21 protein-coding genes are annotated in these 18,140 nt (G+C 66.1%); 6 read left to right on the forward strand and 15 right to left on the reverse strand.

Annotation, left to right across the window (positions count from 1 at the left end; all coding sequences use genetic code 11):
- Positions 1 to 24: 24 nt before the first annotated feature.
- The 8 genes from CLV49_RS18650 to trpD all read right to left on the reverse strand — a co-directional run bounded on the left by CLV49_RS18650 (position 25) and on the right by trpD (position 5,800).
- Positions 25 to 744 (reverse strand): MFS transporter, encoded by a 720-nt coding sequence (locus CLV49_RS18650; RefSeq protein WP_341810439.1) that lies wholly within the window; start codon positions 742 to 744, stop codon positions 25 to 27.
- Positions 717 to 1,481 carry an MFS transporter gene (locus CLV49_RS18655; protein ID WP_341810438.1) on the reverse strand — a complete coding sequence of 255 codons (765 nt, stop codon included), beginning with the start codon at positions 1,479 to 1,481 and terminating at the stop codon, positions 717 to 719. The genes CLV49_RS18650 and CLV49_RS18655 overlap by 28 nt, the downstream gene beginning before the upstream one ends.
- Positions 1,482 to 1,600: 119 nt before the next feature.
- The gene (locus tag CLV49_RS16010) at positions 1,601 to 1,960 is read right to left on the reverse strand and encodes an RNA-binding S4 domain-containing protein (protein WP_106564430.1); all 360 of its coding nucleotides are present in this window, start codon (positions 1,958 to 1,960) and stop codon (positions 1,601 to 1,603) included.
- 14 nt (positions 1,961 to 1,974) lie between these two features.
- Positions 1,975 to 2,184: an Rv0909 family putative TA system antitoxin gene (locus CLV49_RS16015; RefSeq protein ID WP_106565169.1), complete on the reverse strand. Its 210-nt coding sequence runs from the start codon at positions 2,182 to 2,184 to the stop codon at positions 1,975 to 1,977.
- A gap of 95 nt (positions 2,185 to 2,279) precedes the next feature.
- A complete protein-coding gene (gene dhaM / locus CLV49_RS16020; protein ID WP_106564431.1) occupies positions 2,280 to 2,981 on the reverse strand; it encodes a dihydroxyacetone kinase phosphoryl donor subunit DhaM in 702 nt (233 codons plus the stop codon).
- On the reverse strand, positions 2,978 to 3,610 hold the full coding sequence (dhaL, locus tag CLV49_RS16025) for a dihydroxyacetone kinase subunit DhaL (RefSeq protein ID WP_106564432.1): 633 nt from the start codon (positions 3,608 to 3,610) through the stop codon (positions 2,978 to 2,980). The genes dhaM and dhaL overlap by 4 nt, the downstream gene beginning before the upstream one ends.
- 40 nt (positions 3,611 to 3,650) lie before the next feature.
- A complete protein-coding gene (gene dhaK / locus CLV49_RS16030) occupies positions 3,651 to 4,652 on the reverse strand; it encodes a dihydroxyacetone kinase subunit DhaK (RefSeq protein ID WP_106564433.1) in 1,002 nt (333 codons plus the stop codon).
- 92 nt (positions 4,653 to 4,744) lie between these two features.
- Positions 4,745 to 5,800, reverse strand: coding sequence for an anthranilate phosphoribosyltransferase (gene trpD / locus CLV49_RS16035; protein WP_106564434.1), 1,056 nt, complete (start codon positions 5,798 to 5,800; stop codon positions 4,745 to 4,747).
- 142 nt (positions 5,801 to 5,942) lie between these two features.
- Here trpD and ctaE point away from each other — a divergent pair, with 142 nt between their 5' ends.
- The 5 genes from ctaE (at position 5,943) to CLV49_RS16060 (ending at position 10,793) form a co-directional block, all read left to right on the forward strand.
- Positions 5,943 to 6,572 (forward strand): aa3-type cytochrome oxidase subunit III, encoded by a 630-nt coding sequence (ctaE, locus tag CLV49_RS16040; protein WP_481808293.1) that lies wholly within the window; start codon positions 5,943 to 5,945, stop codon positions 6,570 to 6,572.
- Positions 6,573 to 6,590: 18 nt separating this feature from the next.
- Positions 6,591 to 7,403: a cytochrome bc1 complex diheme cytochrome c subunit gene (gene qcrC, locus CLV49_RS16045; protein WP_106564435.1), complete on the forward strand. Its 813-nt coding sequence runs from the start codon at positions 6,591 to 6,593 to the stop codon at positions 7,401 to 7,403.
- Between the two features lie 39 nt (positions 7,404 to 7,442).
- A complete protein-coding gene (gene qcrA / locus CLV49_RS16050) occupies positions 7,443 to 8,507 on the forward strand; it encodes a cytochrome bc1 complex Rieske iron-sulfur subunit (RefSeq protein ID WP_106564436.1) in 1,065 nt (354 codons plus the stop codon).
- The gene (gene qcrB, locus CLV49_RS16055; RefSeq protein WP_106564437.1) at positions 8,507 to 10,126 is read left to right on the forward strand and encodes a cytochrome bc1 complex cytochrome b subunit; all 1,620 of its coding nucleotides are present in this window, start codon (positions 8,507 to 8,509) and stop codon (positions 10,124 to 10,126) included. The genes qcrA and qcrB overlap by 1 nt, the downstream gene beginning before the upstream one ends.
- Before the next feature lie 94 nt (positions 10,127 to 10,220).
- Positions 10,221 to 10,793 (forward strand): P-loop NTPase family protein, encoded by a 573-nt coding sequence (locus CLV49_RS16060; RefSeq protein WP_106564438.1) that lies wholly within the window; start codon positions 10,221 to 10,223, stop codon positions 10,791 to 10,793.
- 119 nt (positions 10,794 to 10,912) lie between these two features.
- On the opposite strand, the gene CLV49_RS16065 is transcribed toward CLV49_RS16060, so the two are convergent.
- The 6 genes from CLV49_RS16065 to CLV49_RS16090 all read right to left on the reverse strand — a co-directional run bounded on the left by CLV49_RS16065 (position 10,913) and on the right by CLV49_RS16090 (position 16,463).
- Positions 10,913 to 11,359: a GNAT family N-acetyltransferase gene (locus tag CLV49_RS16065; RefSeq protein ID WP_243696527.1), complete on the reverse strand. Its 447-nt coding sequence runs from the start codon at positions 11,357 to 11,359 to the stop codon at positions 10,913 to 10,915.
- Positions 11,360 to 11,367: 8 nt separating this feature from the next.
- Entirely contained in the window at positions 11,368 to 11,787 is a 420-nt protein-coding gene (locus CLV49_RS16070; RefSeq protein WP_106564440.1) for a cytochrome c oxidase subunit 4, read from the reverse strand.
- Position 11,788: 1 nt separating this feature from the next.
- A complete protein-coding gene (gene ctaD, locus CLV49_RS16075) occupies positions 11,789 to 13,516 on the reverse strand; it encodes an aa3-type cytochrome oxidase subunit I (RefSeq protein WP_106564441.1) in 1,728 nt (575 codons plus the stop codon).
- Positions 13,513 to 14,421 (reverse strand): aa3-type cytochrome oxidase subunit II, encoded by a 909-nt coding sequence (gene ctaC, locus CLV49_RS16080; RefSeq protein ID WP_106564442.1) that lies wholly within the window; start codon positions 14,419 to 14,421, stop codon positions 13,513 to 13,515. The genes ctaD and ctaC overlap by 4 nt, the downstream gene beginning before the upstream one ends.
- Positions 14,422 to 14,591: 170 nt before the next feature.
- Positions 14,592 to 14,969, reverse strand: coding sequence for an iron-sulfur cluster insertion protein ErpA (gene erpA / locus CLV49_RS16085; RefSeq protein ID WP_424978120.1), 378 nt, complete (start codon positions 14,967 to 14,969; stop codon positions 14,592 to 14,594).
- Positions 14,970 to 15,047: 78 nt separating this feature from the next.
- Positions 15,048 to 16,463, reverse strand: coding sequence for a dipeptidase (locus tag CLV49_RS16090; protein ID WP_106564443.1), 1,416 nt, complete (start codon positions 16,461 to 16,463; stop codon positions 15,048 to 15,050).
- Positions 16,464 to 16,502: 39 nt separating this feature from the next.
- Here CLV49_RS16090 and CLV49_RS16095 point away from each other — a divergent pair, with 39 nt between their 5' ends.
- The gene (locus tag CLV49_RS16095) at positions 16,503 to 17,093 is read left to right on the forward strand and encodes a DUF3043 domain-containing protein (RefSeq protein ID WP_243696526.1); all 591 of its coding nucleotides are present in this window, start codon (positions 16,503 to 16,505) and stop codon (positions 17,091 to 17,093) included.
- On the opposite strand, the gene CLV49_RS16100 is transcribed toward CLV49_RS16095, so the two are convergent.
- A complete protein-coding gene (locus CLV49_RS16100; RefSeq protein ID WP_106564444.1) occupies positions 17,068 to 18,138 on the reverse strand; it encodes a quinone-dependent dihydroorotate dehydrogenase in 1,071 nt (356 codons plus the stop codon). The two genes, CLV49_RS16095 and CLV49_RS16100, sit on opposite strands and share 26 nt — an antisense overlap.
- Between the last annotated feature and the right edge of the window lie 2 nt (positions 18,139 to 18,140).

The following is an 18,140-nucleotide window of genomic DNA, read 5'->3' on the forward strand; positions in this document are numbered from 1 at the left end:
TCCGGAGCTGTCCGAGGCGTGGGCTCAGTCCTTCGTCCCCACCTCGTAGAGCGAGAGAGGCTTCGTGATCGCCTCGAGGGACTGCCTCTCCGCGTCGACGCCGAAGATCTTCGCCACGAGACCGCCCACGATCATGATGGCGGCGCCGAGGACGTACCCCATCGTGAGCGGTCCGCGGTCCGTACCGTCGCCGACGAGGGCTCCGTAGATGGTGGGCGCGAAGGCGCCGGCGAGCTGTCCGATGATGAAGAAGTACGAGATCGCCTGGCTGCGGAGCTCGAGCGGGAAGATCTCGCTCACGGTGAGGTAGGCGGACGATGCGCCGGCCGAGGCGAAGAAGAACGCCACGCACCAGAAGATCGTCTGCGTCGTCGCCGTGAGCATATCGGCCTGGAAGAGCACGGCCGAGACACCCAGGACCACGCCGGAGACGCCATAGGTGAGCAGGATCATGTTGCGCCTCCCCCACACGTCGAAGAAGTGCCCGAGGATGAGCGGTCCGATGAGATTGCCGATCGCGAACGGGAAGAAGTAGAGCTGTGTCGTCGACGAGTCGAGTCCGTAGAAGTTCTGCAGGACGAGCGCGTAGGTGAAGAAGATCGCGTTGTACAGGAACGACTGCGTGATCATCATCGTCGCCCCCACGAGCGTGCGCTTCGGGTAGTCCTTGAGCAGCACGCGCGCGATGACGCGGAACGGGATCGATCCGGTCGATTTCAGCTCGATCGCCTCGGAATCGTCCACCTTCGCGAGAGTGCCGCCCTCCCGTTCGACACGCCCTCGATGTCGTCGACGGTGCGCTCGGCCTCCTCCTCGCGACCATGGGTCATGAGCCACCGTGGGCTCTCGGGGATGTGCCGACGCAGGAAGATGATGAGGATGCCGAGGATGGGGCCGATGAAGAACGCGAGTCGCCATCCGACCGTCTCGGGGAAGATCGCCTCGTTGAGGAAGAAGAAGTTGGCTGCGGTGCCGAGAGCCGCTCCGCCCCAGTAGGTTCCGTTGATCGCGATGTCCACGCGTCCGCGGTACTTCGCCGGGATGAGCTCGTCGATCGCCGAATTGATGGCCGCATACTCGCCGCCGATCCCGGCGCCCGCGATGAATCGGCACACGAGGAGGAGTTCGAAGTTCGGCGCGAGCCCCGCGAGGCCGGACGCCGCGAGGTAGATGACGAGCGTCAGGATGAACAGCTTCTTGCGACCGAGACGATCGGAGAGCCGCCCGAAGACGAGCGCTCCGATCACTTGACCGATGAGGTACACCGTCGCGGTCACACCGACTTCGGTGGCACTGAGCCCGAATTCCTTCTGGAAGCCGGCCGAGGCGACGATCTGGATCTCGAGGCCGTCGAGTACCCAGGAGAACCCGAGCCCCACGACGATCGACCAGTGGAATCGAGTCCACGGCAATCGGTCCATCCGGGCGGGGACGAGACTCCGGATCGGAGCGGTGTCGTGGGACGTGTCAGTGGTCGACATGGTGCCTCCTCGGCGAAAACCATAGACCCGTTCACGACCCGATAGTCGGCCTCCGTTTCACCCTTGCGGACCGGCAGGGAGAGGAGTAGAAATCGCCCAGCATCCCACGGGTCCGGACGTCACCGACCGCGCAGGCGTTCGAGATCGCGGCGGTCGCGTTTCGTGGGACGGCCACTCCCCCTGTCTCGCTCGACGGTCACCGGGACCTCGACCCGCGGAGGCTTCGGCGGGGTGAGATCCGTGTAGTTATCCGCCGCCACGCTCGCCGACACGCGCTTGACCAGGAGTCCTCGTACCACGAGGATCCGCTCGTCCGCGAGACGGACGCGCACCTCGTCCCCGACGCCGATCGACTGTGCTGGTTTCGCGCGCTCTCCGTTGACGCGCACGTGGCCGGCCTTGCACGCCGCCGTGGCGGCCGAACGGGTCTTCGCGAGGCGGACGGCCCAGATCCAGCTGTCGACACGGACCGTCGCCATGAACCACTCCCTCGCTACTCGTTGCCGATCTTCTTGTCCGCAGCCTTCTTCGCGTCGTCGATCTGACCCGCGAACTTCCCGCCGGTCGCCTTGTCGGCCGCCGCGGCGATCCCGTCGAGGATCTTGTCGCTCGCCCCCTCGGCCTGCTCGCTCTTCAGAGCCTTGGTCACGCGCTCGTCCTTGAGGAACTCCTGCGCCTTCTTCGAGATGTCGTCGATTCCCATGTCGATCCGTTCTGTCTGGCCGGGGTCATCCGGTGTCCCCATCCTCACGTGGCGGGCGGCGCTCGACAACCCCGCCTCGCTGAGCCTGCGGGGACTCAGACCTCGCCGAAGCCTGACCGGACGAGGTCTGCGAGGGCGTCGACCGCTTCGCGCCCCCCGGGGTCCGGTGTCGAGAGCTCGACAGTCGTACCGACCGTGAGCCCGAGGCCCATGATGGCGAGGAGGCTCTTGGCATCCTTCCCATTCACCGACACGGGGACGTCGAAGCGGGAGGCGAGCTTGACGAATTCCGCCGCCGGCCTCGCGTGGAGACCATCGCGATTCACGAGGTCGACGGAACGCGTGTAGGGGCCATCGGACGCGGGCGCATCCGGATCCTCCGCCGGTTCGTTCGACGGGGACGGGCCGGATCGTTCCTGACCGTTGGCCGTGCCGGCCGCAGCCGCGACCCCGGCGCGGTCCGAACCGGTGGCGGCCGCGACCGCTGCCGCGACGGTGCCCTCGACGAGCGGCGCGTCGGCGATCACGATGCGGTCCCGTTCGTCGTCGTCGAGGAAGTCGAGGGCGGTCTCGGCGGTGAGGACGGCGGAGCCGAGATCGCAGAGCACGACGACTCCGTCGCCGGACTCCGCACGGGCGAGCGCTGCGGACACACGATCGAAGCTCGTCCCGATGCGCCCGTCGTCCGTGCCTCCTGCCGCGATGATCGCGACGTTCTCGGCCATCTGCGCCGCGAGTTCGACGACGCCGTCGGCGATCTTCTCGCTGTGCGAGACGACGACGATCCCGACCGTCATGCCGCGGCCTCCGCGGCGGCTCGGAGGATGAGAGCGCTCGACTGCGCCCCGGGGTCGCGGTGACCGATGGCCCGTTCGCCGAGGTAGCTCGCGCGTCCCTTGTGCGCGACGAGCGGCTCGGTCGCCGCCGCGCCCTCGCTCGCCGCGTCGGCCGCCGCCTCGAGGACGGCCTTCTCATCGGCCCCCGCTTCCGCTGCCGCGGACGCGGCGGCGACAGCCGGAGTCCATGCGTCGATCATCGTCTTGTCTCCGACGGCGGCCTTGCCGCGGAGTACGACGCCGTCACGAGCTGCCGTCAACAGCTCGACCAGGGCCGCAGAGTCGAGGTCGGCCTTCCCGTTCACAGCGCCGGCGGCCTTGAGGTAGGCGGTGCCGACGAGAGGCCCGGACGCGCCACCCACCGTCGAGATCAAGGTGGTGGCGACGAGCTTGAACACGTCGGCCGGCGTCGAGCCCTCGGGGAGTCCGTCGAGTTTGGCGATGACGGCGGTGAATCCCCTGTCGAGGTTCTCCCCGTGATCGCCGTCGCCGATCTCCCGATCCAGTGTGATGAGTTCGACCCGGTGCTCGGCGACCACCGCGGCCGAGCGACGCACCCAGGCGATGGCCCAATCGGTTCCCAATGTCATACGTTCTCTCCGTTCTGCGGCCGCGCTCGGCCGTGCTCCGTCATCGACCCCACCGCAGCGCGGCGGTCTGCACGGGGGCGTCCCATAACTCGATCGTCTCGTCGTCGAGCTTGAGGACCGAGATCGATGCACCCTGCATCTCGAGTGCGGTGATGTAGTTGCCCACCAGGTTGCGGACGACCGTGATTCCACGGCTCGCCAAGACCTCCACGGCGTGCCGGTAGACGATGTACAGCTCGACGAGCGGAGTCCCGCCCATCCCGTTCACGAAGAGCAGCACCGAGTCGCCCGAGGCGAACGGGAGGTCCGAGAGGATCGGTTCGAGGAGGCGCTCGACGATCGCATCGGCCGGTTCGAGCGGAATCCGCTCGCGGCCGGGCTCACCGTGGATGCCGATGCCGATCTCGATCTCGTCGTCTCCCAGGGTGAAGCTGGGTTCTGCGGCGTGCGGTACGACGCACGGAGTGAGCGCCACGCCCATGGTGCGGACGTTCGCGTTGACGCGCTCGGCGATCGTGGCGACGGCGTCGAGGGAGTCACCGCGTTCCGCCGCCGCTCCGGCGATCTTCTCGACGAGCACGGTACCGCCGACGCCGCGCCGACCGGCCGTGTAGAGCGAGTCCTGAACAGCGACGTCGTCGTCGGTGACGACCGTTCGCACCTCGATGCCGTCGGCACCGGCCAGATCGGCCGCGGTCTCGAAGTTCAGCACGTCGCCCGTGTAGTTCTTGACGATGTGGAGCACACCGGCTCCGCCGTCGACGGCCTTCGTCGCGGCGATGATCGGATCGGGTGTCGGAGAAGTGAAGACGGGGCCGGGCACGGCGGCGCCGAGCATGCCGTAGCCGACGAATCCGCCATGGAGAGGCTCGTGTCCGCTTCCTCCCCCGCTCACGATGCCGACCTTGCCCTGCATCGGCGCGTCTGCGCGGACGATGAACAGGGGGTCGCTCGACACCGTGACGATGTCGGAGTGCGCCGCGGCGAATCCCGCGACAGACTCCTGCACCACGTTCTTCGGGTCGTTGATGAGCTTCTTCATTGAAATCTCCACCTCTTCGGGACGATCGGATCAGGGTGGTCCGTCACTGCACACGGTACGCCGGACGACGGATGCGGCGGAAGGGACCTTCGTCAGGCCGTGCGCGTCGCGTCGACCCACGCCTCGAGCTTCCGGGTCGCCGCCCCCGAGTCGATCGCTCGGGCCGCGACCTGCATCGCCGCGTGGAACCGCTCGACGACGCTCTGTTGACCCTGCGCCGGATCCTCCGCGAGGCGGTACGACACGATGCCGGCCGCGGCGTTCAGGAGCACGATGTCGCGGACGGCGCCGGTCTCTCCCGCCAGGGTCCGCCGTACCACCTCGGCGTTGTGCTCGGGATCGCCGCCGACGAGGTCCTCGATGCTGGCCAGTGGGATGCCGAGATCGCGAGGGTCGAGATCGTGTTCGGTGACGAGACCCCTGCTCACCTCCCACACGTGCGAGTGCCCCGTCGTCGTGAGCTCATCCAGTCCGTCGTCTCCGCGGAAGACGAGCGCGGTCGCGCCCCTCGTGCGGAAGACTCCGACGATCAGGGGGACACGTTCGAGTGATGCGACGCCGACCGCTGACGCCTCGGGACGTGCAGGGTTGCACAGGGGCCCGAGGAAGTTGAACACGGTCGGGATGCCGAGCTGCGCCCGCACGGGACCTGCATGCCGGAAGCCGGGGTGGAATGCCCCGGCGAATGCGAAGGTGATCCCGACCTCTGCGACGGTCGAGGCGACCCGCTCGGGCGACAGCGTGAGGTCGATGCCAAGGGTCGCCAGGACGTCGCTCGATCCGGACCTCGAACTCGCCGCCTTGTTGCCGTGCTTGATGACGGGGATGCCGGTCGCGGCGGCGACGACCGCTGCCATGGTCGATACGTTGACGGTTCCGAAGCGGTCACCCCCGGTGCCGACGATGTCGAGGGCCATCGAGTCCGCTGGAAGGGGCACGGCGTGCTCGAGGATCGCGTCGCGGAACCCGATGATCTCGTCGACGGTCTCTCCCTTTGCATTCAGCGCGACGAGGAATCCGGCGAGCTGGGCGTCGCTCGCTTCGCCGCGCATCACGCGCTGCATGGCCCAGGTGGCCTCGGCCACACTGAGATCCTCGCGAGCGAGCAGCGACGTGATGAGTGTTGGCCAAGACGGCGTGTCGGTCATGATCCGATCCTATCCGGGGCACATTCGCGCCGGATTCCCTGCCGTTTCACCGGTTCGACTAAGGGGATCCTAAGTTCGACGACTTGTAGAATTGGTTGCTGTGGTGCGCGTAAACGCCGCCGGCATCGTCCATAATGGAGAGGTGACGAGCACCCCAGTGAACTTCGCGGCCGCAGCGCAGCGACTCAACAGACCGAACCCGGTGATGGTGGGAACGATCGTGTGGCTCGGAAGCGAAGTGATGTTCTTCGCCGGCCTCTTCGCGATCTACTTCTCCCTCCGTTCCATGGCCCCAGAGCTGTGGGCTGAGCAGTCGAGCCTGCTCAACGTCCCCTTCGCCCTCGTGAACACGCTGATCCTCGTGTCGTCGTCGGTCACGTGCCAGATGGGGGTGTTCGCGGCGGAGAAGCTCCAGCCGCGGTCGACCTCTGGGCACCCGAAGAACTGGGGCATGGTGGAGTGGTTCTTCCTCACCTACGCCCTCGGCGCCATCTTCGTCGCGGGCCAGATCTGGGAGTACGCCACGCTCGTGAGCGAGGGCGTCACGCTCAGCTCCGACTCGTACGGTTCGGTGTTCTACTTCACGACCGGCTTCCACGGCCTCCACGTGACCGCGGGTCTCATCGCCTTCCTCCTCGTCATCGGACGCGCCTACGCGGTCAAGTCGTTCGGTCATAAGGAGGCGACGAGCGCGATCGTCGTCTCGTACTACTGGCACTTCGTCGACGTCGTCTGGATCGGCCTCTTCGTCGTCATCTACGTCCTGAAATAGCACCGGAGAGCGCAGCACATGTTCAGAACTTCACGGAAGACATCCGGGATCCGCAAGACGGGCCGGCGTTCGCCCCTCGCGAGTGTCTCGCTCATCGCCCTCGGTCTCCTGCTGTCCGGCGGCGCGTACGCCCTCGTCAGCTCGTCGACCGCCGTCGCGGACACCTCGAGCACGGCGACGCAGGCGACGGTCGAGGAGGGCGAGAAGCTCTTCCAGGCCAACTGCGCCACGTGCCACGGCCTCAATCTCGAAGGCAGCAAGGAGGGCCCGTCGCTCATCGGTGTCGGCGAGGCCGCCGTCGACTTCCAGGTCGGCACCGGACGCATGCCGCTCCAGGCCAACGCACCCCAGGCACCCGTCAAGCCGGTCCAGTTCACCGATGAGCAGATCTCGGCACTCGCCCAGTACGTCGGTTCCGTCTCCCCCGGTCCGGCCATCCCCGAGGACAAGTACCTCGACGCCGATGGAGACGCCGCCCGCGGCGCTGAGCTCTTCCGAGTGAACTGCGCGATGTGTCACAACGTCGCCGGTGCCGGCGGAGCGCTCACCGAGGGCAAGTACGCTCCGGAGCTCACCGGTGTCACGGAGACGCACATCTACGAGGCGATGCTCACCGGTCCGCAGAACATGCCCGTGTTCAACGACGCCAACCTCACGCCCGAGGACAAGCGCGACATCATCACGGCCCTCAAGTTCCAGGAGAACTCGACGAGCGTCGGTGGACACCCCCTCGGATCGCTCGGACCGGTCGCGGAGGGTCTGTTCCTCTGGATCGCCGGCATGGGCATCATCGTGGCTCTGACCGTGTGGATCACGGCTCGGTCCAACTAGTCACCCACGTCTCACAGCACGGAAAGTAGAAGGAGCAACATGGCACAGGACGGTCAGAGCACAGAGCTCACCGCTGCCGGCGACCACGACGAGGTGCAGTCCGTCTCGCCGGGCACGGCTGTGGTGTCCTCCGATGCCGTCCGCGACCCAGGCCTCCCGCCGCACCGGTTGCGCGTCACGGACACCGACCCCAAGAAGGCCAAGCGGGCTGAACGTACGGTCTACACGCTGTTCTACCTCTCCCTCGCGGGCAGCCTCTTCGCGGTCGCGGCCTACATGGCCTTCCCGATCACGCCGGAGGACCTCCTGTCGGTCCGCTTGAACAACATGTTCATCGGTATCGGCATGACCCTCGCGCTGCTGGGCATCGGCATCGGAGCGGTGCACTGGGGCAAGGCCCTCATGCACGATCACGAGGCGATCGACATCCGTCACCCCGTCAGGGGAACGGACGAGACCCGCGCCCGCGCCGTCGAGATCTTCCAGGAGGCGAACGAGGAGAGCGGTTTCGGCCGACGCTCGCTCATCCGCAACACCCTCATCGGAGCGCTGATCGCGTTCCCGCTCCCCGCCGTCGTGCTCTTCCGCGGGCTGGCACCGGAGGGCGAGGACCCGGTCGAGCTCCTCGAGAACACCGCGTGGGAGGCAGGAACCCGACTCGCACGCGACCCGGATGGCACCCCCATCCGTGCATCGGACGTGACGATCGGCTCGGTCTTCCACGTCATCCCCGAAGGTCTCCCGGAGATGGACCACATGCTCGAGGAGAAGGCCAAGGCCATCGTCCTCCTCATGCGGCTCAAGCCTGAAGACCTCAACGAAGAGGAATCGAAGAAGGACTGGTCGTACAACGGCATCGTCGCCTACTCGAAGGTCTGCACCCACGTCGGGTGCCCCGTAGCCCTCTACGAGCAGCAGACCCATCACCTGCTGTGCCCGTGCCACCAGTCGCAGTTCGACGTGGCCAACCACGCAGCCGTCATCTTCGGACCGGCCGCACGTCCCCTCCCCCAGCTCCCCATCGCTGTCGACGACGAGGGCTACCTCGTCGCGCAGAGCGATTTCAAGGAACCCGTGGGACCGTCCTTCTGGGAGCGTCACTGATGAGCACCACCACTGAAGACCGTCCGGCACCCGTCGCCGAGAAGCGGTCGGGCGGCATCACGGCCGCTGCGTCCAACTACATCGACGAGCGCACGTCGATCTCCGCCGTGGTCAAGGAATTCGGCCGCAAGGTCTTCCCCGACCACTGGTCGTTCCTCCTCGGCGAGGTCGCGCTCTACAGCTTCGTCGTGATCCTGCTGTCCGGTACCTTCCTGACGTTCTTCTTCCAGGCGTCGATGGCCGAGGTGCACTACGACGGATCGTATGTGCCGCTCAAGGGCGTCGAGATGTCGGCTGCCATGGCGTCGTCCCTCGACATCTCGTTCGACATCCGCGGTGGACTCCTGATGCGTCAGATCCACCACTGGGCCGCCTTGCTGTTCGTCGCGTCCATCGGTCTGCACATGATGCGCATCTTCTTCACCGGTGCGTTCCGCAAGCCGCGCGAGCTCAACTGGGTCATCGGTTTCGTCCTCTTCATCCTCGCGATGGCCGAAGGCTTCACCGGATACTCGCTCCCCGACGACCTCCTCTCCGGAAACGGTCTGCGGATCATCGACGGGATGATCAAGGGAATCCCCCTCGTCGGTACCTGGATCTCGTTCCTCCTCTTCGGTGGGGAGTTCCCCGGAACCGCGATCGTCGGGCGGCTGTACACGCTCCACATCCTGCTGCTGCCCGCCCTGGTGCTGCTGTTCATCGCGCTCCACCTCGTGTTCGTCGTCGTGCACAAGCACACGCAGTTCAGCGGACCGGGCAAGACCCAGCAGAACGTCGTCGGTTACCCGGTCCTCCCGGTGTACGCCGCCAAGGCCGGTGGTTTCTTCTTCATCGTGTTCGGCGTCATCGCCCTGCTCGCCACGTTCTTCACGATCAACCCGATCTGGAACTACGGGCCGTACGACCCGTCACCGGTCTCGGCCGGTACACAGCCGGACTGGTACATCGGTTTCGCCGATGGGGCTCTCCGTCTCATCCCGCCGCACCTCGAGTTCGTCCTGTTCGAGCGCACGTGGTCGTTCAACATCCTGATCCCGCTCGGCGCGCTGGGTATCTTCATCGTGTTGGCGATGCTGTACCCGTTCGTCGAGGCGTGGGTCACGGGTGACAAGCGCGAGCACCACATCCTCGACCGTCCGCGGAACGCGGCCACGCGTACCGCTATCGGCGCAGCCGGCCTCACGTTCTACGCCGGTCTGTGGGCCGCGGCCAGCTCCGACATCATCGCGACTCACTTCAAGGTCACGATGGAGGGCGTGATCCATGCTCTGCAGTTCATGGTCATCGCCGGTCCGTTCATCGCCTACTTCATCACCAAGCGCATCTGTCTGGCGCTCCAGAAGAAGGACCGAGAGATCGTCCTGCACGGCTACGAGTCCGGCCGTATCATCCGCCTCCCCGGTGGTGAGTACATCGAGAAGCACGAGCCGATCGACGAGTACCAGCGGTGGAAGCTCGTGAGCTACCACGACTACAAGCCTCTGATGATCCGCCCGAACTCCCGTGGCAAGATCTCGGCGGCACAGAAGGTGCGTGCGTCGCTCTCCCGCTGGTTCTTTGAGGACCGCATCGCGCCGGTGTCGCGTGGCGAGATCGAGGCGTCGCACCACGACCACTGAGCATCGGCTCGCCCGACGGCTCACCTCACCGAACGGCTCTCTTCCCCCACCTGTCGATAGAATCGACCGGTCATCGGGAAGGGAGCCGTTCGTCATGGTCGACCGTGAACAGCAGAACGACCCCTCTCCCGTCGAGCCTCGACTCCCCCGACGGATCCTCGTGGCCGGTTCGTCGGGTGCGGGCAAGACGACACTGGCGGCCGCCCTCGCGAGCCGACTGAGCCTTCCCTACACGGAGCTCGATTCCCTCTTCCACGGGCCGTCCTGGACGCCCCGGGAGTCGTTCGTCGCCGATGTGACGGCGATCGCCCACGCAGATGCGTGGGTGAGCGAGTGGAGCTATTCGTCGGCTCGGCCCGTCCTCCTCGATCGGGCCGAGCTCTTCATCGGTCTCGACTACTCCCGCGCCGTCGTCATGGCACGTGTGATCCGCCGAACACTCGTCCGGCGATGGGCGCGTATCGAGCTGTGGAACGGGAACCGTGAACCGGCCCTGCGCACGGTCTTCACCGATCCCGAACACGTCGTCAGGTGGTCCTGGTCGACCTTCACGCGCAACCGGAAGCTCATCCGCTCGGTCGCCGCTGCGCCTCCACCTGGACTGGACGTGATTCTCCTCCGGTCTCCACGATGCACACAGGCCTGGCTGGACGGCTTTGCCGGGTGAGGCCACATCTCCCTCTGCATTCGACGCGAGCAGGATTCGAGATGGCCGTGTCCAAACACGAGGGCGTCCCTCCGCCGAAGCGGGGAACGCCCTGCGAAAGGTCGATGACCGATCGTCGATCAGCCGCCGGCGGGGAGGATCTTCTTGTAGAACTCGGCGGTGACCTCATAGCCGAGGCGACGATAGAACTCGCCGGCGCGAGATGTCGACATCGTCAGTCTCCGAACGCCCCGTTCCATCGCATAGAGCTCGTTCGCATATACGAGGTCGGAGCCGACTCCCTTGCCGCGCGCGGACTCGTCGACGACGAGTTCCTGGAGGTGCGCGGTCAGACCGGACACGTGAAGCAGTCGTGAGACGCTCATGAGGGTGTAGCCGATGACGGCGCCCTCATCGTTCTCTGCGACGTGGAGCACATTGGTCTCGTTCTCGCGCCACCGGATCACGTTGTTGAAGGCGACCGTGAATCCGTCGAGATCGATGGACGCCGTCTCGGTCACGAACTGTCGGGCCAGCTGGAAAACGGCATCTCGATCGTCGAGCGATCCCCGTCGGATGAGGGTCACGTGATCTCCTAGCGGGCGAAGTAGCCGCGGTAGTACTCGTAGCACCATCCGACGATGGCGATGAGCACGAGCGGGAGGCCGATGAAGGCGATCCACGGCCCGATTGCGACTCCGAGGAAGACGAGCGCGAGCGCGCCGGCCAGGAAGATCGGCCACCAGCTCCACGGGCTGAAGTGCCCGATCTCCGGGTCGCCATCGTCGATGTCCGCCGTCAGGGTGTCCTCGGGCAGCTCACCGCCCTGGTTCTTGTGGACCCGTCCGAGGTAGAACGCGAGGAAAGCCCCGAGCGCCGTGCTCAGGAGCAATGCGACAGTGCCGACCCACTCCACGATGTGCTTGTCGTCGAGAAGATTCCAGCCGGTGTACACCACTGCCGACAGCCCGAAGAAGGCCGTGAGCAGCCAGAAGAGGTTGGTATTAGCCCTCACGTCACTTCACTTTCTCGGAACCGGCGTCGTACACCGGTGCGTCGGGAGCATCCTTGGCCGGGCCGACGCCGACGGGCATCGCCTCCGGATGGTTCAGGTCGAACGCCGGGCGCTCGGAGCGGATGCGCGGGATGGAGGTGAAGTTGTGACGCGGCGGCGGGCAGGACGTGGCCCACTCGAGCGACGCGCCGTAACCCCACGGATCGTTCACGGTGACCTTGGGCGCCGTGCGGGCGGTGATGAACACGTTGAGGAAGAACGGGATCATCGAGCTCGCGAGGACCATGGCGCCGACCGTGGACACCTGGTTCATCCAGGTGAAGCCGTCCTCCGGTGAGTACGTGGCGTAACGACGCGGCATTCCGACGACGCCGAGCCAGTGCTGGATGAGGAAGGTCATGTGGAAGCCGATGAACAGGATCCAGAAGTGCCAGTACCCGAGCTTCTCGTTGAGCATCTTGCCCGTCCACTTCGGCCACCAGAAGTAGAAACCGGCGAACATCGCGAACACCACGGTGCCGAAGACGACGTAGTGGAAGTGGGCGACGACGAAGTAGGAGTCCGACACCGCGAAGTCGAGGGGCGGAGACGCCAGGATGACGCCCGTCAGTCCACCGAAGGTGAAGGTGATCAGGAAGCCGATGCTCCAGAGCATGGGCGTCTCGAAAGTGATCGACCCCCGCCACATGGTGCCGATCCAGTTGAAGATCTTCACACCCGTCGGCACAGCGATGAGCATCGTCATGAGCGCGAACCACGGCAGCAGCACCGAGCCCGTGACGTACATGTGGTGCGCCCACACCGTGACCGAGAGCGCTGCGATGGCGATGGTCGCGTAGATGAGCGTCTTGTATCCGAAGATGGGCTTGCGGCTGAACACCGGGAAGATTTCCGACACGATGCCGAAGAACGGCAGAGCGATGATGTAGACCTCCGGGTGACCGAAGAACCAGAACAGGTGCTGCCAGAGGATCGCGCCTCCGTGAGCCGGGTCGTAGATCTGGGCGTCGAAGACGCGATCGGCGCCGAGGGCCAGGAGGGCCGCGGCGAGCACAGGGAACGCCATGAGCACGAGCAGCGACGTCACGAGCGTGTTCCACGTGAAGATCGGCATCCGGAACATCGTCATGCCGGGAGCGCGCATGGTGATGATCGTGGTGATGAAGTTGACGGCACCGAGGATGGTGCCGAATCCGCTGAGGCCGAGACCGAACACCCAGAGGTGACCGCCGAGCCCCGGCGTGAAGGTGGTGCTCGACAACGGCGTGTACGCGAACCAGCCGAAGGCGGCAGCGCCACCCGGGGTGAGGAATCCGCTGACCGCGATGGTGCTGCCGAAGAGGAAGAGCCAGAAGGCGAAGGCGTTGAGGCGCGGGAACGCGACGTCGGGGGCGCCGATCTGCAACGGCATGATCACGTTCGCGAAACCCGCGAAGAGCGGGGTGGCGAACATGAGCAGCATGATCGTGCCGTGCATCGTGAAGAGCTGGTTGTACTGCTCCTTCGTCGCGAGGATCTCGAGGCCCGGCTCGAAGAGCTGCGCGCGGATGATGAGGGCCATCACTCCGCCGATGCAGAAGAAGAAGAACGACGAGATCAGGTACATGTACCCGATCGTCTTGTGATCGGTCGAGGTGATCCAGTTGACCACCATGTTGCCTTTTCGGTCGACGCCGCTGGCGTTCACGACCTTCGCCTGGCCCGCGGGCAGATCGACGACACTCGTCATGAGCCTGCTCCCTCTTCCGTTCCTTCGCCGCCGGTCAAGCCGGGCGTGTAGTCCCTGTCGTACGTGCTGCCGTAGTCGCCGACGTTCCCGAGGTCGACGAGCGACTGGATGTAGTCGTCGTACTCCTCCTGCGACACGACCTTGACGTTGAAGAGCATGCGCGAGTGGTACTCGCCGCAGAGCTCGGCGCACTTGCCGGCATAGGTGCCCTCACGGAGGGGCTGCACGGCCATGTGGTTTGTGATGCCCGGGTACAGGTCCTTCTTGTACAGGAAGTCGATGACCCAGAAGGAGTGCTGCACATCGCGAGAGTTGAGGTCGAAGTTGACTTCGGCGTTGACCGGCAGGTAGAGGGTGGGGAGCTGGTCCTGATCGACGGCTCCGGCTTCGGTGTCATCGCCCTCGATGTCCTGAGCCTGCACGCCGGCAGACCAGACGTCCTCGCCGTCGGCAGCGCCCTTGTACACGAAGTCCCAGGCCCACTGCTTGCCGTAGACGTCGATCTGCACGTCCGGGTTCTCGTACTGCGTCTCGATGATCTCCTGGTCACGTGCCGTGAACGCGAAGAAGCCGAGGACCAGGATGAGCGGCACGATCGTGTAGAAGATCTCGATCGGCATGTTGTACCGCATCTGCACGGGCAGGCCGGTCTGGCCCTTCCGGCGTCGGTACACCACGACGGCCCAGAGGATGAGACCCCAGGTGATGATGCCCACGACGAGGAGAACGATCCAGGAGTTGGTCCACAGACCGGAGACCATCTCCGTCCGGTTCGTGACGGGCGCCTCGCCCTCCTTGAAGCCCGGCAGATAGCCGTTCAGTTCAGCCTGGGTGCAGCCGGCGAGCACTACCGCAAGGGTGAGGGCGACCGGAACTGCAGCCCATCGGAGTCGTTTCGAGCGCACCTGGGGACCTTTCGCAAGACACTGTTGGTTCGCTGACAGTCTAGCCCGAATGCGGCGAGAGCCGATGACCACGGGCCCTGGTTCTACGACGTGTCGAAATCGTGATATCCGCATGTATACGCGGAAGCGGGGGCCGACCGGATGGTCGACCCCCGCTTGCCGTGGACGGATCAGTGGAAGCTGTCTCCGCACGCGCAGCTGCCCTGCGCGTTGGGATTGTCGATGGTGAAGCCCTGCTTCTGGATGGTGTCCTCGAAGTCGATGGAGGCGCCTTCCAGGTACGGGACGCTCATCTTGTCGACGACGACCTCGACGCCCTCGAAATCGACGGCTGCGTCGCCGTCGAGCAGACGCTCGTCGAAGTACAGCTGGTAGATCAGGCCGGAGCAGCCGCCCGGCTGGACCGCGACACGCAGTCTGAGGTCCTCGCGCCCCTCCTGCTCCAGGAGGCTCTTGACCTTCGCCGCGGCGGTGTCCGTGAGACCGACTCCGTGAGCCTTGGTCTCAGGGGTGCCGGCGTCGGTGGCCGTGGTCATCGTGTCCGTCATGACTCTCCTCGGATCATCGGTGGGCCGGCGAGCGCCGGTCCACCGAGTCTACCGCGTGGGACCCGCGTACGGTCCGATTCATCGCTCCCCCGCGCTGAGGCGTGCGAGCAGGAGCGCCTCCGCGAGGACGGCACGGTGGAATACACCGAGGTGGAGGGATTCGTTCGGGCTGTGAGCGCGCGAGTGCGGATCCTCGACGCCGGTCACGAGGATCTCTGCATCGGGGAACGACTCCACGAGGCTCGCGATGAAGGGGATGGAGCCGCCGACGCCGAAATCGACAGGCTCCACGCCCCACGCGTCCGCCATCGACTTCTTGGTGGCGGCGACGATCGGACCGGACGTGTCGACGAGGAACGGGTTTCCTGTATCGATGTCGTCGACCTGGGCGACGACGCCGAACGGCGTGTGTGCCCGGATGTGGGAGATGAGGGCATCGGCGGCGTCCTGGGCCGACTGCCCCGGTGCGATGCGCGCGCTCACTCGGACGGATACCTCGGGAATGAGGGTGTTGGAGGCGTTCGCGACGGTGGGCGCGTCGATGCCCGTGACGGTGATGGACGGCTGCCACCAGATGCGGCTGAGCAGGGAGCCCGAACCGATCGGACCGACACCGTCCACGAGCCCCGTCTCCGAGCGGAGCTGCGCCTCGGAGTAGTCGGGGGTCTCCCCGACATGCGAGGAGAGACCCTCGACGGCGACCGAGCCGTCTTCGTTCCAGAAGGAGTCGAGGAGGCGGATCATCACGAGCATCGCGTCCGGCACCGCTCCCCCGAACATCCCCGAGTGCGACGCGTGTTCGAGTGGGCGGACGGAGAGGCGGAAGGTGACGTTTCCGCGGAGACTGACGGTGAGCGCGGGGGTGACCTCGTCCCAGTTGCCGGAGTCGGCGACGACGATCGCGTCGGCCCGCAGCTCCTCGGCATTGTCCGCGAGGAACGTCTCGAACGACCGGGAGCCGAATTCCTCCTCGCCCTCGATGAAGAGGGCGATGCCGAGGTCGAAGTCGGGCCCGAGCACCTCGGTGAGAGCCCTGATCGAGGCGATGTGCGCCATGACACCGGCCTTGTCGTCGGCAGCGCCGCGGCCGTAGAGGCGGTCACCTCTGACCGTGGGCTCGAACGGCTCGGTGTCCCAGTCCTCGTCCTTTCCGGGGGGCTGCACGTCGTGGTGCGCGTAGAGCAGGATCGTCGGGGCGCCGTTCCGGGCAGACCGTCGGGCGAGAACGGCGGGCTGTCCGACCTCATCGGTGTCGCCGATCGTCGCGCGGGCGATCCGCACAGAATCGAAGACACCCGTGCTCTCGGCCAGGGCGGCGACGGACTCCGCGCTCGCTTGGACGTGCGCAGGATCGAACGCCGCCCAGGAGACGGAGGGGATGCGCACGAGGGCCGAGAGATCGGCGATCGTCGTGGGCAGGCCGAGGCGGACGGCGTCGGTGATCGCGCTATCGCGCTCGGCTGCGGGCACGCTGTCAGCTGGGGAATGGCTCATGCAGGTAATCTTAAGAGCCAGTGGGTGGAGGAACCGACCGTGACCAGGAACAAGACAGAGATCCCGACGACGACGACGTCGTCGAGCGACGCTGAGACCGAAGCGCGCATCGCCGCGGGTAAGGGGCGCCCGACGCCCACCCGCAAGGAACGCGAGGCCGCGAACAAGCGACCGCTCGTGCCCGGCGATCGCAAGCTCGCCGCGAAGGAAGCCCGCGCCAAGATGGCCGAGGCCCGTGAGAAGGCTCGACTCGGCTACGCGGCGGGCGATGAGAAATTCCTCCCTGCGCGCGACCGTGGTCCGCAGAAGAAGTACATCCGCGACTTCGTCGACGCTCGATTCAATGTCGGCGAGTTCCTGATCCCCGTGATGTTCGCCGTCATCCTGCTGACACTCATCCCGGTCACCGAGGTGCAGGTCTACTCGATGCTCGTGATCTGGGCCTTCTTCCTGTTGGCCCTCATCGACGTCTTCCTCTTGGGCCGCTCGCTCCGGAAGCGCCTCGCAGCGAAGTTCGGCGAGTCCAAGGTGGAGCGCGGTGTGCGGTGGTATGCGGCGATGAGGTCGCTCCAGCTCCGTGTGCTGCGCCTGCCGAAGCCGCAGGTCAAGCGCCGGCAGTACCCCGAGTAGGAACGACGGGCCCGCGCTGCACCCTTAGCCGAGCCAGTCCGCGATTGACGGCGCGGGCCCACAAAGGCCCGGCGTAGACGAAGCCGGTGTAGCCCTGGACCAGGGTGGCACCGGCTTCGAGTCGTTCACGCACGTCCTCTGCCGTCTCGATACCGCCGACCGAGATGACACAGCTGTCCGCGGGCAACTCGCGTCGCAGGATGCGCAGTACGGCGATCGATCGCTCGGCGAGCGGTTTGCCCGACAGCCCGCCGGCACCGGCGGCCTCGATCACGTTCGACGGGGTCGTCAGGCCGTCGCGGGAAATCGTGGTGTTGGTGGCGATGACCCCGTCGAGGGCTGTCTCCTGGACGAGGACCGCTATCCTGACAACCTCGTCGTCGGCGAGATCCGGAGCGATCTTCACGAGCAGCGGGGTGCCACCGGCAGCCGCCTTCACGGCGGAGAGGAGCGGCGCGAGCCGGTCGATCTCCTGCAGGCCGCGGAGGCCGGGCGTGTTCGGCGACGACACGTTGACCACGAGATAGTCGGCGAGCGGAGCGAGCACGCGGGTGCTCTCCAGGTAGTCGTCGATCGCATCGTCGACCTCGACGACACGACTCTTGCCGATGTTGACCCCGATGACGGGGCGGCCGGGGAGGGATCGGACGGCGCGGATGCGCTCGGCGGCACCAGCGGCTCCCCCGTTGTTGAAGCCCATGCGGTTGACGACGGCCCGGTCCTCCACGAAGCGGAACATGCGCGGCTTCGGGTTGCCCGGTTGCGAACGAGCGGTGAGCGTCCCGACCTCGACGTGCGAGAAGCCGAGACTGCCGAGCCCCATGATCGCCTCGGCGTTCTTGTCGAAGCCGGCGGCGACGCCGAACGGCGACGAGAACGTCAGACCCAGGGCGCGCACCTCTTCGTCCGGCTCCGCCCGGGTGAATCGCGAGACGGCTCCGGCGATCCCCAGGCGCGGGATCGATCGGATCACCGCGAAGGCGAGGTGGTGGGCCCGCTCGGGGTCGAGCCGCTTGAGGAAGAGGGAGAAGAGGGCTCGGTACATTC

Source organism: Labedella gwakjiensis (assembly GCF_003014675.1).
Classification (GTDB): domain Bacteria; phylum Actinomycetota; class Actinomycetes; order Actinomycetales; family Microbacteriaceae; genus Labedella; species Labedella gwakjiensis.

Coding starts and splice junctions, on each gene's coding strand:
- CLV49_RS18655 (WP_341810438.1), bottom strand. CDS start 1,481: ATGTCGACCACTGACACGTCCCACGACACCGCTCCGATCCGGAGTCTC.
- CLV49_RS16010 (WP_106564430.1), bottom strand. CDS start 1,960: ATGGCGACGGTCCGTGTCGACAGCTGGATCTGGGCCGTCCGCCTCGCG.
- CLV49_RS16015 (WP_106565169.1), bottom strand. CDS start 2,184: ATGGGAATCGACGACATCTCGAAGAAGGCGCAGGAGTTCCTCAAGGAC.
- dhaM (WP_106564431.1), bottom strand. CDS start 2,981: ATGACGGTCGGGATCGTCGTCGTCTCGCACAGCGAGAAGATCGCCGAC.
- dhaL (WP_106564432.1), bottom strand. CDS start 3,610: ATGACATTGGGAACCGATTGGGCCATCGCCTGGGTGCGTCGCTCGGCC.
- dhaK (WP_106564433.1), bottom strand. CDS start 4,652: ATGAAGAAGCTCATCAACGACCCGAAGAACGTGGTGCAGGAGTCTGTC.
- trpD (WP_106564434.1), bottom strand. CDS start 5,800: ATGACCGACACGCCGTCTTGGCCAACACTCATCACGTCGCTGCTCGCT.
- qcrC (WP_106564435.1), top strand. CDS start 6,591: ATGTTCAGAACTTCACGGAAGACATCCGGGATCCGCAAGACGGGCCGG.
- qcrA (WP_106564436.1), top strand. CDS start 7,443: ATGGCACAGGACGGTCAGAGCACAGAGCTCACCGCTGCCGGCGACCAC.
- qcrB (WP_106564437.1), top strand. CDS start 8,507: ATGAGCACCACCACTGAAGACCGTCCGGCACCCGTCGCCGAGAAGCGG.
- CLV49_RS16060 (WP_106564438.1), top strand. CDS start 10,221: ATGGTCGACCGTGAACAGCAGAACGACCCCTCTCCCGTCGAGCCTCGA.
- ctaD (WP_106564441.1), bottom strand. CDS start 13,516: ATGACGAGTGTCGTCGATCTGCCCGCGGGCCAGGCGAAGGTCGTGAAC.
- erpA (WP_424978120.1), bottom strand. CDS start 14,969: ATGACGGACACGATGACCACGGCCACCGACGCCGGCACCCCTGAGACC.
- CLV49_RS16090 (WP_106564443.1), bottom strand. CDS start 16,463: ATGAGCCATTCCCCAGCTGACAGCGTGCCCGCAGCCGAGCGCGATAGC.
- CLV49_RS16100 (WP_106564444.1), bottom strand. CDS start 18,138: ATGTACCGAGCCCTCTTCTCCCTCTTCCTCAAGCGGCTCGACCCCGAG.